At 41.3% G+C, this 17,088-nt stretch carries 11 protein-coding genes; 6 read left to right on the top strand and 5 right to left on the bottom strand.

Annotation, left to right across the window (positions count from 1 at the left end; translation table 11 throughout):
* Positions 1-465 precede the first annotated feature (465 nt).
* From H3299_RS08725 to ade, 3 genes are all read left to right on the top strand, one after another.
* Entirely contained in the window at positions 466-2,256 is a 1,791-nt protein-coding gene (locus tag H3299_RS08725) for an adenine deaminase (protein ID WP_182417303.1), read from the top strand.
* A 322-nt stretch (positions 2,257-2,578) separates the two neighbouring features.
* On the top strand, positions 2,579-4,075 hold the full coding sequence (locus H3299_RS08720) for an NCS2 family permease (RefSeq protein WP_182417302.1): 1,497 nt from the start codon (positions 2,579-2,581) through the stop codon (positions 4,073-4,075).
* A 69-nt stretch (positions 4,076-4,144) separates the two neighbouring features.
* Positions 4,145-5,941: an adenine deaminase gene (gene ade / locus H3299_RS08715; RefSeq protein WP_182417301.1), complete on the top strand. Its 1,797-nt coding sequence runs from the start codon at positions 4,145-4,147 to the stop codon at positions 5,939-5,941.
* 56 nt (positions 5,942-5,997) lie between these two features.
* Here the strand turns inward: ade and H3299_RS08710 are convergent, their stop codons facing one another.
* From H3299_RS08710 to H3299_RS08695, 4 genes are read right to left on the bottom strand one after another with little or no spacing between them, the layout of a single operon-like run.
* Positions 5,998-7,029 (bottom strand): sulfate/molybdate ABC transporter ATP-binding protein, encoded by a 1,032-nt coding sequence (locus H3299_RS08710; RefSeq protein ID WP_182417300.1) that lies wholly within the window; start codon positions 7,027-7,029, stop codon positions 5,998-6,000.
* A gap of 37 nt (positions 7,030-7,066) precedes the next feature.
* On the bottom strand, positions 7,067-7,918 hold the full coding sequence (cysW, locus tag H3299_RS08705; protein ID WP_182417299.1) for a sulfate ABC transporter permease subunit CysW: 852 nt from the start codon (positions 7,916-7,918) through the stop codon (positions 7,067-7,069).
* Complete coding sequence (gene cysT / locus H3299_RS08700; RefSeq protein WP_182417298.1) at positions 7,911-8,774, bottom strand: sulfate ABC transporter permease subunit CysT; 864 nt, start codon at positions 8,772-8,774, stop codon at positions 7,911-7,913. Before cysT ends, cysW begins: the two co-directional genes overlap by 8 nt.
* Before the next feature lie 13 nt (positions 8,775-8,787).
* The gene (locus H3299_RS08695) at positions 8,788-9,825 is read right to left on the bottom strand and encodes a sulfate ABC transporter substrate-binding protein (RefSeq protein WP_371739398.1); all 1,038 of its coding nucleotides are present in this window, start codon (positions 9,823-9,825) and stop codon (positions 8,788-8,790) included.
* A gap of 452 nt (positions 9,826-10,277) precedes the next feature.
* Between H3299_RS08695 and H3299_RS08690 the strand changes: the two genes are divergently transcribed.
* A complete protein-coding gene (locus H3299_RS08690; RefSeq protein WP_182417296.1) occupies positions 10,278-10,571 on the top strand; it encodes a hypothetical protein in 294 nt (97 codons plus the stop codon).
* A 976-nt stretch (positions 10,572-11,547) separates the two neighbouring features.
* Here the strand turns inward: H3299_RS08690 and H3299_RS08685 are convergent.
* Complete coding sequence (locus H3299_RS08685; protein WP_182417295.1) at positions 11,548-13,107, bottom strand: RNA-binding protein; 1,560 nt, start codon at positions 13,105-13,107, stop codon at positions 11,548-11,550.
* 266 nt (positions 13,108-13,373) lie between these two features.
* Between H3299_RS08685 and rtcR the strand changes: the two genes are divergently transcribed.
* Positions 13,374-14,990 (top strand): RNA repair transcriptional activator RtcR, encoded by a 1,617-nt coding sequence (gene rtcR / locus H3299_RS08680; protein WP_182417294.1) that lies wholly within the window; start codon positions 13,374-13,376, stop codon positions 14,988-14,990.
* A 321-nt stretch (positions 14,991-15,311) separates the two neighbouring features.
* Positions 15,312-16,970, top strand: coding sequence for a SulP family inorganic anion transporter (locus H3299_RS08675; protein ID WP_371739841.1), 1,659 nt, complete (start codon positions 15,312-15,314; stop codon positions 16,968-16,970).
* Positions 16,971-17,088 lie beyond the last annotated feature (118 nt).

The raw sequence follows: 17,088 nt of genomic DNA, 5'->3' as shown, positions 1-17,088 counted from the left end.
AGAGGCGCATTTGGTTAAAGCTGGCGATAGTTTAATTTGTGAGAAAAGTTGTTGCAATGTGATTCCATAATTGCTTGAAATATTTGTCGGGCTACTCTTGGCGCACCGCTTAAATTTTATTTAGTTTCGCTAAAAATCACGATTAAAAATTATATCGCAACCTTTAGTGAAATATTTATGATGGTTTTAATTCTTTGAAAAAATTGTGTTATTTTCTCATGGGAGTAAAAATAAATTACCATGGACTGAAAAAATATAAAAGATTATCTCAGTTGTCGATAACTTGTGAATATTAGTTTTTTGTGATCAAATTCTTGTATTTACTCATCATCCACTTTATAGAACGCCAATAAATAGAGTGCTTTTGCATGTGCAAAAGCCAAAAAACTCTTAAGCTTTTATTTGAGCAGTGAGCGCAAAGTGATGATTTTCACTGTTGCGCTTCATTGCTTTTGGAGAATTGATGTGAGCGATATTCGTGAATTTATTCGGGCGGCTGCCGGCCTTGAAATGAAGGCAACTCTTGCGGTTAAGGGTGGCAAACTCGTCAATGTTGTATCAGAAGAAATTTATGATGCAGATATTGCCATTTATAAAGACAAGATTATCGCAGTTGGTGATATTGAAGATTATGTTGGTCCTAATACTGAGATAATCGATGCGAAAGGTCGCTATCTTTGCCCAGGCATGATTGATGGTCACCTTCATGTTGAGTGCTCTAAGTTATCCTTAACTAGTTTTGCAAAAGCAGTTGTTCCACTTGGCACGACCTCAATTGTTACCGGTCTTGATCAAATTATTGTTGTTGGTGGCCCAGATGCTGCTCGTGAATTTTTGGATGAAGCAAAAAATACGCCATTAAAAGTCTTTTGGGGTGCGCCTTGCAAAACCCCTTACACAATGCCTCGTTCAACCGTTGGCCATTATTTTAGCCCTGAAGATCACCGCAATACCCATCATTGGCCTGAATGCGTTGGTATTTGGGAAACAGTTCGTGAATTTATTCAGGAAGAAGACAGCGATGTTTTAGAAGCATTGGCTATTGGTGCTGCCAATCGCTTACCAGCTTTGGGTTGCTGCCCAATGACACGCGGCTCTAAATTAAATCAATATTTGGCAGCAGGCGTGCGTTCGGATCATGAAAGCTATAGCCCTGAAGAAATGCTGGAAAAGCTACGCAATGGTATGCATGTTGTCATTCGTGAATCGTCGATTTCGCATTTCTTGACCGATAATTTACGTATTGTCACTGAAATGGGCGTTAAAGCCCTACGCCGCATTAGTTTTTGTACTGATGATGTGGTTGCAAGTGATATTCTTACTCGCGGCCATCTTGATAATATGGTGCGTATGGCAATTGCTATGGGCATTTCACCAATGGCTGCTATTCAAATGGCAACCATTAATGGTGCCGATGCTTTGCGTATTGACCATAAGGTAGGCTCTATTTCACCAGGACGCATTGCGGATATTCTTCTTGTTGATGATTTGCGTAATTTCCGCATTGATGGTGTTATCGCTAATGGTAGCCTTGTTGCAAAGGGCGGCAAAATGAGCGTTAAGCTTGTTGCGCCAACGCGCAGTCCATCTTTGTTGCAAAGCATGAAAGCCGAGCCAGTTGTAGCAAGTGAAATTCGCGTTGAAGCTAAAGGTAATGGTGACAAAACCGAGCTTATGGCAATTAATGTTACACCTGAGAAAATCTTTGTGCGCACCAAACGCATGGTAACATTGCCCGTTGAAAATGGTTTTGTAAAAGCAGATCCTGCACAAGATGTTCAAAATTTAACTGTTGTTGAGCGTTATGGCAAAACCCGTAATCGCCCTGTTGGGTTTATTTCTGGCTTTGGCTTAACGTCTGGGGCCATTGCATCATCAACTGCGCCTGATGATAATAATATTATTTGCGTTGGTGCCAATGAAAAAGACATGGAACTTGCGATTAATACCTTGATTGAAAAGCAAGGTGGACAAGTTGTTGTTAAAGATGGCAAGGTGATTGAATTCTTGCATCTGCCAATTGGTGGTATTGTTTCAGATATTGAGCCTGAAGAAATGATGGGATTTGAAACCCGCCTTGATGATGCCGCACGCAGCCTTGGTTGTCAGCTGCCTTGGCCATTTATGTATATGTTTGTGTTGCAGATTACCGCAATTCCAGATTACGCCATGACTGATCTTGGCATTGTGGATTGTGTCAATTTGCAAGTTATTACCCCTTATGGTGAACCAGTGCAAACCACCCATAATGTTTAAGTTTTTAAAAGGCATTTATTCGTAAATGCCTTTTTTCGTTTCAAATCAATATTCGAGCGCATTTCGATCTGATTGGATCAGATCGGCGCTCTAATCCATTGTTTACACCGCGTTTTTTGTCCGAGAACCGCTTCACACTTTTCGGAAAACGCTCTAAGAACAACACCAGCATATTTTGTCATAGTAAATGCTAAGACAAAATATGCTTTTCATTTTATTTTAAATTAAAAAACCAACAATGTGACTTTCAATACCATTGGGGGCGCTGGTTTAAACTGCAGCTAAAAACATGCTGCAAGTGCAATAGATGAAAGGGTGCCAAATGGCCGTTGAGCAACAAGGCAGCGTACAACACAATAATCAACAATCTGCAAATCATCAAAATAAAGGCTTTGCTGCATTTTTAGACCGCTATTTTGGTATACGTAAGGCCGGTTCGTCGATACGCATTGAGTTATTAGCAGGGCTCACCACTTTTTTAGCAGCCTCTTACGTTATTGTGGTTAATCCCGATATTTTGACCAAGGCAGGCATTCCTTTTTCTGCAGGTTTAACAGCCACCGTTTTAGTTAGTTTTCTATGTAGCTGTGCCATGGGGCTTTATGCCAAAAGCCCTATTCTTGTGGCACCCGGCATGGGCATCAACACGCTTTTTGCTTATACTTTGGTAAGTGGCGCAAATGTACCATTACCGATTGCGCTTGGCTGTGTGCTTTGGGCCGGTGTTTTATTTACTCTTCTTGCTTTTTTTAATTTGCGCAGCGTGGTGATTGAAGCCATTCCGGTTAATCTTCGTTATGGTATTGCTTGCGGTATTGGGCTTTTCATTGCTTTAATCGGCTTGGAAGGCTCAAAATTTATTATTGCAGACCCTGATACGATCGTTGCTTTAACACCGATTACCCCAGTAACCCTTACCTTTATTGCTGGGTTTATTATCACTGTTGGTTTGGTTAGTCGCGGCGTTAAAGGCTCGCTGATGCTTGGCATGATTATTACGACTTTGCTTGCTATTCCTATTGGCCGGATTTGGGGCGATGGTAGTGCCTATACCTATGGTAGCGGTCTTGAAACTATTGTGAATTGGAGCGGTGTTTTTGCAGCGCCCGATTTTAGTTTTATTGGTACAATTGATCTTATTGGCTCGTTGCAAATTCTATATATCCCCTTTATTTTTGTCTTTCTTTTTACCAATTTTGTGGAGGCGCTTTCCACCTTTATGGGGCTTGCTGAAGCTTCTGGTCTAAAGGATGAAAATGATATGCCGCATAATATTCGTGAATCCATGCATGTTGATGCGGTCGCAGCATTAATCTCCGCGCCGCTTGGCACAAGTCCAGCCACTGTTTATCTTGAATCGGGCGCTGGTATTTCACAAGGCGGGCGCACGGGTCTTGTGGCAGTCGTTGCAGGTTTGCTTTTTGTACCGTTTTTATTCTTGTCGCCATTACTATCTTTAGTACCATCTATTGCAACTGCGCCGGTATTAATTTTAACCGGACTTTTCATGGCAGAACCATTGGGGCGTATTGATTGGAAAAACTTTGAGGAATCTTTGCCAGCATTTTTGGCTGTTTTGCTTATCCCGCTTACTTTTTCGATTACCCTTGGCCTATCCTTAGCGGTTATTACCTATGTGTTGATGAAAATTGTTACAGGAAAAATACGCGAAATTCGTCTTGTCATGTGGTTTGTAGCACTTATTGCTGTTATGCTCGTTGCACAAATTCAAGCTTATAAGTTTGCGCCTACCGCGCCTGAAAAGCCGACAGAACAAAGTCAGCTAATCAGCCCATTAAATAACGGTTTAGTATTGTAATTTGGGTTTGGCTTATAACGCCAAATCCGCATTTTAAAGAATGATTGAAATAATTTAAGGAAATGAACAATGAAACAATGGCATGAAGTTGCGCCGCAATTGGTTGATGTCGCCATGGGACGCAAAGCGGCTGATTTGGTTGTTAAAAGCGGTAAATGGGTTAATGTCCATTCTGGTGAAATTATTGCCAATATTGATGTTGCCGTGAGTGCTGGGCGCATTGCTTATGTTGGTGAAGATGCCACCTATACAATCGGCACTGAAACGCAGGTGATTGAAGCTAATGGTCGCTATTTGGTGCCAGGGCTTTGTGACGCGCATATGCATGTTGAAAGCGGCATGGTCAATGTAACCGAATTTGCCCGTGCGGTTATTGGCCATGGTACAACAACCATGTTTATTGATCCCCATGAAATTGCCAATGTGCTTGGGGTTGAAGGCGTGCGCTTAATGAATGATGAAGCGCAACAAATGCCAATTAATATTTTTGTGCAGGCACCAAGCTGTGTGCCAAGCGCACCCGGGCTTGAAGAAGCTGGCGCCGAGCTTAGTGCGAATGATATCAGCGAAATCTTGTCTTGGCCTAATATTATTGGTCTTGGCGAAATGATGAATTTCCCAGGTGTTGCTAATAATGATGCGAAAATGGTTGCTGAAATTGCAGCTACTCAAAAAGCTGGTCTTACCGTTGGCGGCCATTATGCTTCACCAGAGCGCGGCCGTGCTTTCCATGCCTATATTGCAGGTGGCCCTGCCGATGACCATGAGGGTACAACCCTAGATGATGCAATGGCACGTGTTCGCCAAGGCATGCGCTCTATGCTGCGCCTTGGCTCTGCTTGGTATGATGTGGCATCACAGGTTAAAGCTATCACCGAACATGGTTTGGATTCTCGCAACTTCTTGCTTTGCACCGATGACAGCCATTCTGGCACACTGGTATTTGACGGCCACATGAACCGCGTTGTCCGCCATGCCATTTCGCAAGGTTTAAAGCCAATTACCGCTATTCAAATGGCAACCTTAAACACAGCGCAGCATTTCGGTCTTGAACGTGATTTGGGCTCAATCACCCCAGGTCGCCGTGCTGATATTATTATCACATCTGACCTAGCAGAATTGCCGATTGAAGTGGTTATCGGCCAAGGTAAACTTTTGGCTGAAAATGGCAATCTTGTTGTTAATATTCCAGCCACACAATATCCAGCTCACGTAAAAAACACTGTGCATCTTGGCAAAGTATTAAAAGGCGATGATTTTGATGTTGTTGCTGATAATGCTGCAAAGGTGCGGGTGCGCGTTATTGGTATGGTTGAAAACCAAGCACCTACCAAGGCACTTGAAGCCATATTGCCAGTTGAAGATAACATTGTTAGCATGGATATTGCCAATGATGTTTGCCAAATTGCGCTGGTTGAACGCCACCGTGCAACAGGCCATGTCACCAATGCTTTTGTGTCAGGTTTTGGCTATAATAAGCCTTGTGCTTTGGCGTCAACTGTTGCCCATGATAGCCATCATATGATTGTTGTTGGTACCAATAAGGATGATATGGCAATGGCAGCTAATCGTCTGGGAGAAGTTGGCGGCGGTATGGTGATGATATCTGAAGGCAAAGAGCTTGCTATGGTGGAATTACCAATTGCTGGCCTTATGTCTGATGAGCGCGCCGAAATTGTTGCAGCTAAAGCGCAAAAGCTTGTTGATGCTATGGCGGAATGTGGCTGTACTTTAAATAATGCCAATATGCAGCATTCGCTTTTGGCATTGGTGGTTATTCCGCAATTGCGCATTTCTGACAAAGGACTGGTTGATGTAACCCGCTTTGAAATTGTTGATGTTATAATGGAAAAAATGGCGCAATAATTAAAAAAGGCCACCATTTCAATGAAGTGGTGGCCTTAATGTTATGCTGAAATATTTTAAATATTAAAAATTTTATAAAAGCGCGGTATAAAATGAACAATATCGCCAATTTGTCCTTGATAATCGCGCGGCAATTCAATTTCTACCATATCACCGCTATCAAGTTTTACTTCGCCGCGCCTTGCTGATCCAACACGGCGCCGGGCAATGAGCTTACCATTAAGGCTTTGCTGATCGGCATTTGTAAGTTCAATTTCATGCGGGCGGAAAAACAGCTTGGCTTCACCATCGGGTAAATCGCTTTTTATGTTAATTTCGTTACCGTTATATAGAAATTTCCCTGACTTTATCTCAATAATAATATTACTGGATTCGCCAATGAAGTCATAGACAAATGGGGTCTTCGGGTTGTCGTAAATATCGTCAGCCGAGCCTAATTGCTCGATTGTGCCCTTATGCATAATGGCAACGCGATCAGAAAGTTCAAGTGCTTCTTCCTGATCATGGGTAACAAATATGGTGGTAAAACCAGTTTTATCATGCATTTCACGCAGCCAATGGCGTAACTCGCGGCGAACTTGCGCATCTAATGCGCCAAAGGGTTCATCAAGAAGCAGGATTTGCGGTTCAATTGCCATGGCGCGGGCAAGGGCAACACGCTGACGTTGCCCACCCGATAATTGATTGGGATAGCGGTTTTCAAGTCCCGTTAGCTGTACAAGATCCAAAAGCTCCATCACTTTATTTTTGATAAAGGCTTTTGATGGGCGCGTTTTTGAAGGGCGAACATTGAGGCCAAATGCAATATTGTTAAAAACGGTTAAATGCTTGAAAAGCGCATAATGCTGAAAAACAAAACCGACATTACGCTCACGTATTGAGTGTAAGGATGCATCTTTATCGCCAAAATAAACAGTACCAGAAGTTGGGAATTCAAGGCCAGCAATAAGGCGCAAAAGCGTGGTTTTACCGGAACCGGATGGTCCAAGCAGGCCTAATAATTCGCCTGAGCGAATATCAAGTGAAATATCGTTTAACGCAGCAAAGCCGTCAAATTCTTTATTTAAGGAATTTAGGCGAACATCCATAGTCAATCCTCGAAACTATATTTTGCATCAGCTCATATTAATGGCCTGTGCGTGCTCCCTTACGGGCGTAAATTTTTTCAATTAATGTTTTTAAGACAAGTGTTACCAATGCAAGCGAGGTTAGCAGTGTTGCTATCGCGCAGGCAGCCGTAATGTCGGAATAATACATAAGCTCAATTTGCAGGGGCAGTGTCATGCTTTCCCCCTCAATGCGTGAAGAAACAAGATAAACTGCACCAAATTCGCCCATAGCACGCGCATTGCAGAGCAAAATACCGTAAAGTAACGCCCATTTAATATTAGGCAAAGTTACCAGCCAAAAGGTTTTAAAACCACTTGCACCAAGGGAAAGGGCGGCTTCTTCATCACTGGTGCCTTGGTCTTGCATCAATGGAATAAGTTCACGAGCAACAAAGGGAAAGGTTACAAACATGGTTGCAAGAATCATTCCGGGTATTGCATAGATAATTTCAATGTTGAAATATTCAAGCAAAGGGCGCAAGACACTATCCATGCTGAAAACCAAAATCAGTGCAAGCCCTGCAATGACAGGTGATATGGAAAAAGGTAAATCAATTAAAGTTATGACAAACGCCTTACCGCGAAAACGAAATTTGGTAATTGCCCATGCGCCCAAAATGCCAATCAAACTGTTACACGTTACCGCGATTAAAGCGACAATAAGTGTAAGTTTAATCGCGTTTAGCGTGCTTGCCTCACTGATGGCTTGCCAATAGGCATCAAAGCCTTCACCAAAAGCTTCAACAAAGACAATTGCCAAAGGCAAAAAAAGCATAATGGTCAAGAATAGTAATACAACTGCTATAGCTATCCATTTAAACCAAATATTATCGCTTGTCGGATTTTGTGGTGTGCTATGATTAGCCATTGCCAAATCTCCTGCGATTATAGGCTTGCAATAGATTAATAGCCAACAAAATGATAAAGGCAATAACAAGCATGGTTGCGCCAATAGCTGCGGCATTGGCATATTTATTAGCAGCATTGCCCTCTAACTGAATAACAATCATCAATGGGGCAATTTGCGTTTCGCGTGGTAAATTCCCAGCAATAAAAATGACCGAACCGTATTCACCAATTGCTCTACCAAAAGCAAGGGCAAAACCAGTCATAATTGATGGTAAGAGGGCCGGCAAAATAACCTTAATAAAGGTTTGAATACGGTTTGCACCAAGGCTTGCTGCGGCTTCTTCAACATCTTTTTCAAACTCGGCAATCGCCGGTTGAATGGTGCGCACAACAAAGGGAATACCAATGAAAATAAGCGCAATAACAATACCGGTTGAGGTATTGATAATGCTGATGCCAAGTTTGTTGAGTAGCGATCCAAGCCAGCCAATAGGTGAATAAAGCGTTGCAAAAGCAATACCTGCAACAGCGGTTGGCAAGGCAAAGGGTAAATCAATACAGGCATCAACAAGGCGGCGACCTGGGAAATTATAACGCACCAGAACCCAAGCAATGAGCAGCCCAAAAAATACATTAATTAATGCAGCAAGCATTGATGTCCAAAGGCTTAGCCAAATGGCATGGCTAACGGTGGGCGTTTTGATAATATCTATATATTCGCTAAAACTTAGCGAAAAGGTGCGGAAAAATATCACCGCAATTGGCAGCAATATCAATATCCACATATAGGTCATAAAAATCCCGAAGGTTAAACCAAAGCCGGGTATAATGCTTGGTGTCTTCCATGAATTAGGCTTTGCTGTTGTTGATGCCATATTTTATTGGCTCCTATTGGTTGCCACTAAAAATTTGGTCAAAGAAACTGCCTTCATCGAAAAATTCTGCTTGTGCTTTTTTCCAACCGCCAAAATCTTCAATTTTTACCAATGTCAAAGGTGGGAATTTTTGCAAAAGTGCTTTATCGACAAGCTCAGGATTTGATGGGCGGTAGCCATATTTTGCTGCCAAAGATTGCCCCTCTTGGCTATAGAGATGTTGTAAATAAGCGGTGGCTATTTCTCTTGTACCATTTTTATCGACATTGCCATCAACAAGGGCAACAGGTGGTTCGGCAAGGATAGAGATTGATGGTACAACAATTTCGAAATTTTCGCCGCGTTTTTCTTCCAATGTGCGGATGGCTTCATTTTCCCAAGCAAGCAACACATCACCAAGGCCACGTTGGGTGAAACTTAAGGTTGAGCCACGCGCCCCAGTATCTAGTACAGGGACGTTGCGATAAAGGTTACGTACATATTCGCGGGCTTTTTCTTCATCACCATTAAAATTTTTGCGCGCCCAAGCAAGGGCAGCTAAAAAATTCCACCGTGCACCGCCAGAAGTTTTGGGGTTTGGGGTAATAACCTTTACATCAGAGCGGGTAAGGTCGCCCCAATCCTTTATGTTTTGTGGATTGCCCTTGCGTACCAAAAATACAATCGTTGACGTATAAGGGGCATTATTATGGGCGAGTGTACCACGCCAGTTTTCAGGAATTTTGCCGGTACGAGCTGCGATTTCGTTTATATCCGCTTCCAGTGCGAGAGTGATAACGTCAGCATTTAAGCCTTCAATCACTGATCGCGCTTGTGAGCCAGAACCACCATGGGTAGTGCGAACCACTGCATCTGTGCCTTTTTCTTTTTTCCAAAAGTCGGAAAAGGCTTGGTTATATTCGCGATAAAATTCGCGGGTTGGATCATAGGAAACATTCAATATGCGGTCAGCAGCTTGCGCCGCATGTATTGGAGCGAGGCTTGCTGTTGCTGCAATAAGTGAAGCGAGCACAGTTACCAATTTGCGTTTTAAAATCATCGTCACCTCCATTGATTAACGACAATGTAACGGAATTAAATAAAATGTGAAAATATAAACTATGCTAATCCGCAGATTTTATGAAAAATCTTTTCATAAAACACATATTTTTGAGTTTTTCTAAACTCTTTATGGTTTTTACGCTAAATTAAATAGCAATATTTTGCGTTAAAAAGTCAATGCTCACTGGCCAATAGTAAAAATAAATTGTTTCAAATGTTATTGAAATGGAAATTTAGTTTATTGAAATCTTATCTTGCAAAAAGTGGAAAACACCAATTCAAAGGCTTGTAAAAATATGGCAGACTAAAAATGCTTAGTAACATTTAATTTATCTATCCCTTTATAAATACAATATTATTTGATTAGACGATCTTGACCTTCCTTGATACCGTCCTAGATATTGTTAGATAATATTTTGAAATTTTCGCTAAAATATTAGCGGTAAAACGAGGACGAAGATAATGAAAAAGCTTTTATTAGTATCAGTTGCAATGTTGTCATTAGCTGCAAGCAATGTTTTTGCAGCAGAGCGTACCATAAATGGTGGTTCCAAAGAAAATACATATGTTGAGGGCCAGAAAGATGGTTCTCCAGTAGAAACGAAAGCTCCACCAAAAGAAGGTCGTCATTTTGGCGATGGCTCACAAGAAAATTCTTATGTTGAAGGCCAAAAGGACGGCTCACCAGTAGAAACGAAAGCCCCACCAAAAGAAGGTCGTCATTTTGGTGACGGCTCGGTTGAAAACAAACAATAATCTATAATCTTGATTTATGATTAAAGTTTTGGGGCGGCTTCATATTTGAAGTCGCCCTTATTTTTAAAAGATTATGCCAAATATTAGGAAATTTTTGTGTATTGATTTATTATCCACTGCTTTGCTTATTATTAGCTTTGTACTTTAAAACCTATTAATCTTTGCAATTGTTAGCTTAACTTTTGTTAAATGATACAGTGGAGACAATATGGGGCAATATTAAAAGCCACAGCAACAAGGATTGATGAAATATTCCTATTCCAAAAGTGGTATGTTAGCACTGAAATAGGGCAGATTCGAACTGCTTCGCTTTGATATGAGAGCCAAAGGTTCACATCTATAAGCTTTACCAGATGTAGTTCCATCGGCATTTGCTATGGCAAAATGAAGTTGTGGCGACAAGGAGTGAATAAGAGATTTACGTATAGAACAAAAATGTATTCTTATTCTGCATTCGCCACAAATATCAAAAATGAAATTTGTATTGCTATGACAACAAGGAAGTAACGAAACAAACTATCTCGCTCTAACACTGAGCTACAAGCCCATAATGTCGGGCTTGGCAGGATTTGAACCTGCGACCTAGATCTTGGAATGTAGTTCCGTCGGCATTTGTCATATCTAAAGTTTAATAAAAATGATAGCAACAAGTTTGTAGTGAAACAGTAGTCTGCACTCTCTTTCTGAGCTCATGTTCATGTATATGAACAAGGTGGGACTTTAACCCGCGACCTAATGTAGTTCCACTGGCATTTGCCATGAATTTAATTTGGTGAGTCTTTTTTAGCATTTATTTTTTGTTTTGTAAAGTATTATTTTAAAAAAATAAATGAAAACAAAGATTTGTGTTAAGGGTATAAAAGACCATTTCAAGCTTTGTTTAAAACTTGATGATTATGGCCATTTGTAATGCTTGGCTGATTTTATGCTATCTTCAGCTTATAGTTGCTAGCTGAAGATAGCATATTGTTAATGCTTATAGCTCGATTGCATCAATCATTTTTGTCCATTGCTCTATTTCCTGTTGTTTTGTCAGAATTCCGATAAGTGTAAACACTGCATCGGAAAATCCACCAATATTGAAAACACCATCAAAATTTGCTGCAGGTGTTGTGATGTAAGGTTGTATGTCGAGACATATTAACTTTGCATCTGGGTTGCGATTTTTAATCTTGGCCCATTCTTCCATCATCTTGGTTGGACCTGATCGAGTTAAATTATTGGCATCCACCCATGATTCATTGTCAGAAATCATGATAACGACATCGGGCTTTGCATTTTCTACATTCAATGTTTTAAGTGGAGCGGAACAATTTGTGCCACCACCACCAATGCTGCTAAGTTTTTTGGCATTGGTCATAATGCTGTCGCGAGCATTGAGTTCAATATCAACAACATCAAATTCAAAGGGCATTATACGCGCGTATTTGTTTTTACGCATAATTGCTGCCGATATTAATGCTGCAACGTCAATGCATCGCACAACTGAAGTTGCGCCGTGGCGATAGCCAGTAATGGGCGATGACATTGACCCCGAAACGTCAGGGCATAGCACGACATAGCCGTTTAGCTTAGGCACATTATCAAGAGCTATTTCCATAGCTGCTTGTAATGCATCTTTTACCATGCCTGGTAGTGCCTTATCAGCCATAAGATAGGTTGTCATGAGCTGATAGGGAAAAACGCGAGCCTTGCGAATTTCATTTTCATCACAAAGGCGACCCGCGATAAAGTGCGTAAAACCAGGCACTGAGAATACGTCATGACGTAAAAAAGTGTTAAGGTTTTGCCGCAGCATTTGAAATCCGGCATGGTAGGCAATTTCTGCCCAATGCTCCTTAGTAAGGTTAAGCGAGGTCAACATTTGGAAAGGCACTTCTGGCACTTTGCCAGTTTGGTTTAACTTAAATTCCTCAAACTCACGGACAATAGCTGGAAGTTCGTCAATATTATAAGGTTTTCCCATAATATAGGCATAAAGTGCTTCTCGTGATTTATCCTTTGGGCGCGGATGCACCATTTTGATGACATCAGCAAGCGAAGGTTTATTTCCTATATTGGCACGCAAAATTTCAATGTCGCTGGCATTTTCAAGCCATTCTTGCACAAGCCGTTTAGGGCGAGTACCAAGTGATTTACGACCAATGGTGCCAGAGCGCATAATTTGCACGAAATTACGCAGCATCTTACCATTGCGGATAACCCTTTTAAATACTTGGTTGAAATAAGTGCTCTCGTTTTTAGAAAGAATTGCGAGCAATAAAGCAGGCATATCTTTCATCAAGCCTTTTTCAAAAGCATAGATGGCAGTTTTTGCAAGAAACTCCGCGTCAACTTTTTCGCTAAGTTCTAAAATCTTATCCAACTGGTCGCAGCCATTGGCGTAAAATGTATTGTTAAAGGTGCCAGTCACTGCAAGCTGTGCCAAGGCTTCATTTGGTGAAAGCTCATAGGCTGGTGCGCCATGATGGTTATGGCTATTGGTTGCAGGAACAAGTTTTCCGCGTAGGGAAGCAAAAAGTTTAAAGTTTGCCATTGTATTTCCTCTTTATTTTCAGCATGGCTTTTTTCATGCTTATTATTATTGACATTCTGACAAGGTATTTGGTTAAATTATCTTGCCTGCACCTATTGACTCAGCATAAGGCGTGCCAACTTCGATAAAATAACTGAAAACCAAAAATTTATTTTTTATCTTATTGATTTTATTGCTAAAATATTTTTGTAAAAATATTGTATTCCTTTTTGTGTTAAAACGGGCATAATATTATCAGTGATATTTTTTTATAAAGATTTATAATTATGGATAAAAAAACGGTTATCTTTTCAGTTCTTGGTACAACCCTTGATATTGGTGCTTTTGCAAAACGCTGGTCAAAATGGCGGCCAACGGTTGCGCTTTGTCAGCAGGTTGATTTTCCTGTTGATCGGATAGAGATGATCAATCACAGTAATGATAACCAGCTCGCCGAAGTTATTATTAAGGATATTGCTGAGATTTCACCCAAGACAAAAGTCATTCAAAATTTTGTCGACATTAAAAATCCTTGGGATTTTGCTGAGGTCTATGAGCAATTACGCTCCATTGTTACCAATTATGATTTTGATCTTGAAAATGAAGACTATTATGTAAATATCACTACCGGTACCCATGTTGCGCAGATTTGCTGGTTTTTGCTCACGGAGACACGCACAATTCCGGGGCGTTTGTTACAGCTTTCGCCGTCTTTGAGGGATGAAAGTGGCAATAGAAGCTCTATTGGTTCTTATTCAATTATCGATCTTGATTTATCGCGCTATGACATAATTGCGCGGCGTTTTGCGCAGGAGCGCCAATCGGCGACATCTTTTCTAAAGTCAGGCATTGCTACCCGTAACGATGCTTTTAATAATATTATAGACGAAATAGAAAAAGTGGCTATTCGCTCAAAAGCACCAATTTTGTTAACTGGGCCAACGGGCGCGGGTAAATCACGCCTTGCGCGACGCATTTATGAATTAAAGAAAATGCAGCGTCAGGTTGAAGGTTCACTTATCGAAGTGAATTGCGCTACCTTGCGCGGCGATCAAGCAATGTCAACCTTGTTTGGCCACCAGAAAGGTGCTTTTACAGGGGCAGCTAGCAGCCGCCAAGGTTTGATGAAAGCCGCCGATCAAGGACTTTTGTTTTTAGACGAAATTGGCGAACTTGGGCTTGATGAACAAGCTATGTGTTTGCGTGCTATTGAAGAAAAGCGGTTTTTTGCAGTTGGCGCCGATGTTGAAACCCAATCAGATTTTCAACTCATTGCCGGCACTAATCGAGATTTGCGTGAAGAGGTAACGAAAGGTCGATTTAGAGAAGATTTATATGCAAGGCTTAACCTTTGGACTTTTGAATTGCCTGCATTAAAAAATCGCCGTGAAGATATTGAGCCTAATCTTGATTATGAGCTTGATAATTATCAGCGAGATGAGGGGCGAAAAGTTACTTTTAATAAAGAAGCACGTAATTTGTTTTTAGATTTTGCCATGTCTGGCAATGCCGAGTGGTGCGGTAATTTTCGTGACTTGTGGGCAGCAGTTTTGCGCATGTCAACCCTTGCACCGCAGTCGCGCATTACTGAGCAAACAGTATCGGAGGAAATTAAGCGGTTAAAATATAGTTGGAGCCGTGATAATTTGGACAAAGATCAACAATTGCTTGCAACTGTTTTAGGCGAGGATAAATTGGCGATGATTGATCCATTTGATATTCCGCAGCTTGATTTTGTCGTGCGCGAATGTAAGCGTTATAAAACTATTAGTGAAGCGGGAAGGGCACTATTTGCCGTTTCGAGAACGCAGAAAAAAACTGGCAATGATGCCGACCGCTTACGCAAATACCTCGCTCGTTTTGATTTAAGTTTTGAAATGGTGCAGGACATATCATCTTTTTAAAGAGCCTCTGATGAGGATATCATATCTCATTAGTTGTAAAGGATTATTTGCGAAGCTTTGATTAGGCGATGAAATCGCCATTTACAATCCGTTGGGTTGATGGGCGATCGCCGAAAATTTAAAAATATTTGGCATATTTTTTACTGATAGCAAATGTGCGTTTTTTAAAGATCGCTTCACAGTTTTTTAAAAATGCTATAGTATTATGGAAAGTTGGTCGGCAATTTTATGGCTTGAGGGGGAAAGCTAATGTCGGGGCAGGGGATAGATAATCATAAATCTAATAATGATGGCTCAAAGCAAAGTTCTATTTTTTGGCAAATGTTTACACCAAAATTTATTACGGTTTTGCGTGAAGGGTATAGTTTTAGCAACTTCAAAGCTGATGCTTTAGCTGGCTTAACCGTTGCTATCGTTGCTTTGCCGCTTTCTATTGCCATTGCCATTGCGTCTGGCGCTTCGCCTATTCAAGGGCTTTATACTTCTATTATCGGCGGTTTTTTTGTCTCATTGCTTGGCGGCAGTCGCTTTCAAATTGGTGGGCCTGCAGGCGCTTTCATTGTCGTGGTCGCCACCACAATTAACGAGCATGGCATGGATGGACTATTACTGGCGATGCTAATGTCCGGAGTATTTTTAGCCATTATGGGCTATGCACGTCTTGGTACCTATATTAAATTTATTCCCTATCCCGTAACAATCGGCTTTACCGCCGGCATTGGCGTGATAATTTTCTGCAGCCAATTGATTAATATATTGGGCTTAGAGTTGCAGGGAGGAGAGCCAAGCCCGATCATTGCAAAAATGGCGGCAATATATAACGTAATAACAACTTTTAATGTTCAAAGCTTTGCCCTTTGCGCGCTCACAATCATTATTATTATTGCTTTGAAAAAATGGCGCCCTCATTGGCCAGGAATGCTCATAGCAATTGCATTGGCAAGTTTTGCGGCTTTTTGGGGTGCGCTTGATGTTGCAACGGTTGGTAGCCGCTTTGGTGCTATGCCATCGCAGTTACCAATGCCGATGATGCCAGTTTTTTCGATTGATAAAATGGTCGAGATATTGCCGGCAGCCATTACTTTTGCTTTGCTTGGGGCGATTGAATCGCTGTTATCGGCAGTGGTTGCCGATGGCATGAGTGGACGCCACCATCGCTCTAATTGTGAATTAGTAGGGCAGGGCTTTGCCAATATTATTACGGCGTTTTTTCATGGTATTTGTGTCACCGGTACCATTGCACGCACTGCTACTAATATTCGCGCAGGTGCTCATGGGCCAATGGCTGGTATCATGCATGCCATTTTTATCTTGATGTTTATACTGTTTGCAGCTCAGCTCATTAGCTATATTCCGCTCGCGGCGCTTGCTGGCGTACTTGCCATTGTGTCTTGGAATATGATCGAGCGTGGTGCGATAAAAACCTTATTTATCGCATCAAAGGGCGAAGCTTTTATTTTGACGGTCACTTTTTTACTAACCATATTTTGGGGATTGGCGGAAGCCATTATTATTGGCTTTGCACTTGGCGCGCTATTATTTATTCAACGAATGTCAAGCCTAAGCAAGGTTGAAATGGATGTTCCCTTTGTGGGCGAAGATAGAGTAGATGGTGCTAATAGTACGCCTCGGCCCTATGATGATAGTCGTTTGAATAATGAAGTTGTTATCTACCATATTTCTGGCATTTTTTTCTTTGGCGCCGCCGCTAATATTGGCTCGGTGCTTGATAAAATCGCTGATAGCTATAAGGTAATGATACTTGACTTTTCCGCAGTGCCATTGCTTGATGCAACAGGGGCGCATATACTTGAAAATCTAGCGCAAACGGCTAAAAAACGCCAGATGAGATTGATAATCTGCGGTGCTTCTATTGCACTGCGCAAGGAAATGCTTGCTCATAATATTCGCCCACCCTTGGTGGAGTTTTATAGTGATGTTGTGAGCGCCCTTGAAACAACTAAAAGCGCAGAAGAATAATAGAATAGATTTAAAATTTATTGCAGAAATAAAAGTTTAAAAAGACATAATTTCATGTGTATAACGCCCTTTGTTTATTTCTATTTTTAAAAATAAATGCACTATGTCAAGCAAGCTT

Origin of the sequence: Bartonella sp. HY038, assembly GCF_014117425.1 — a bacterium.
In the GTDB taxonomy this organism is placed as follows: domain Bacteria; phylum Pseudomonadota; class Alphaproteobacteria; order Rhizobiales; family Rhizobiaceae; genus HY038.
The sequence above is the reverse complement of the archived record's forward strand: the minus strand, read 5'-3'. Positions and strand labels throughout refer to the sequence as shown.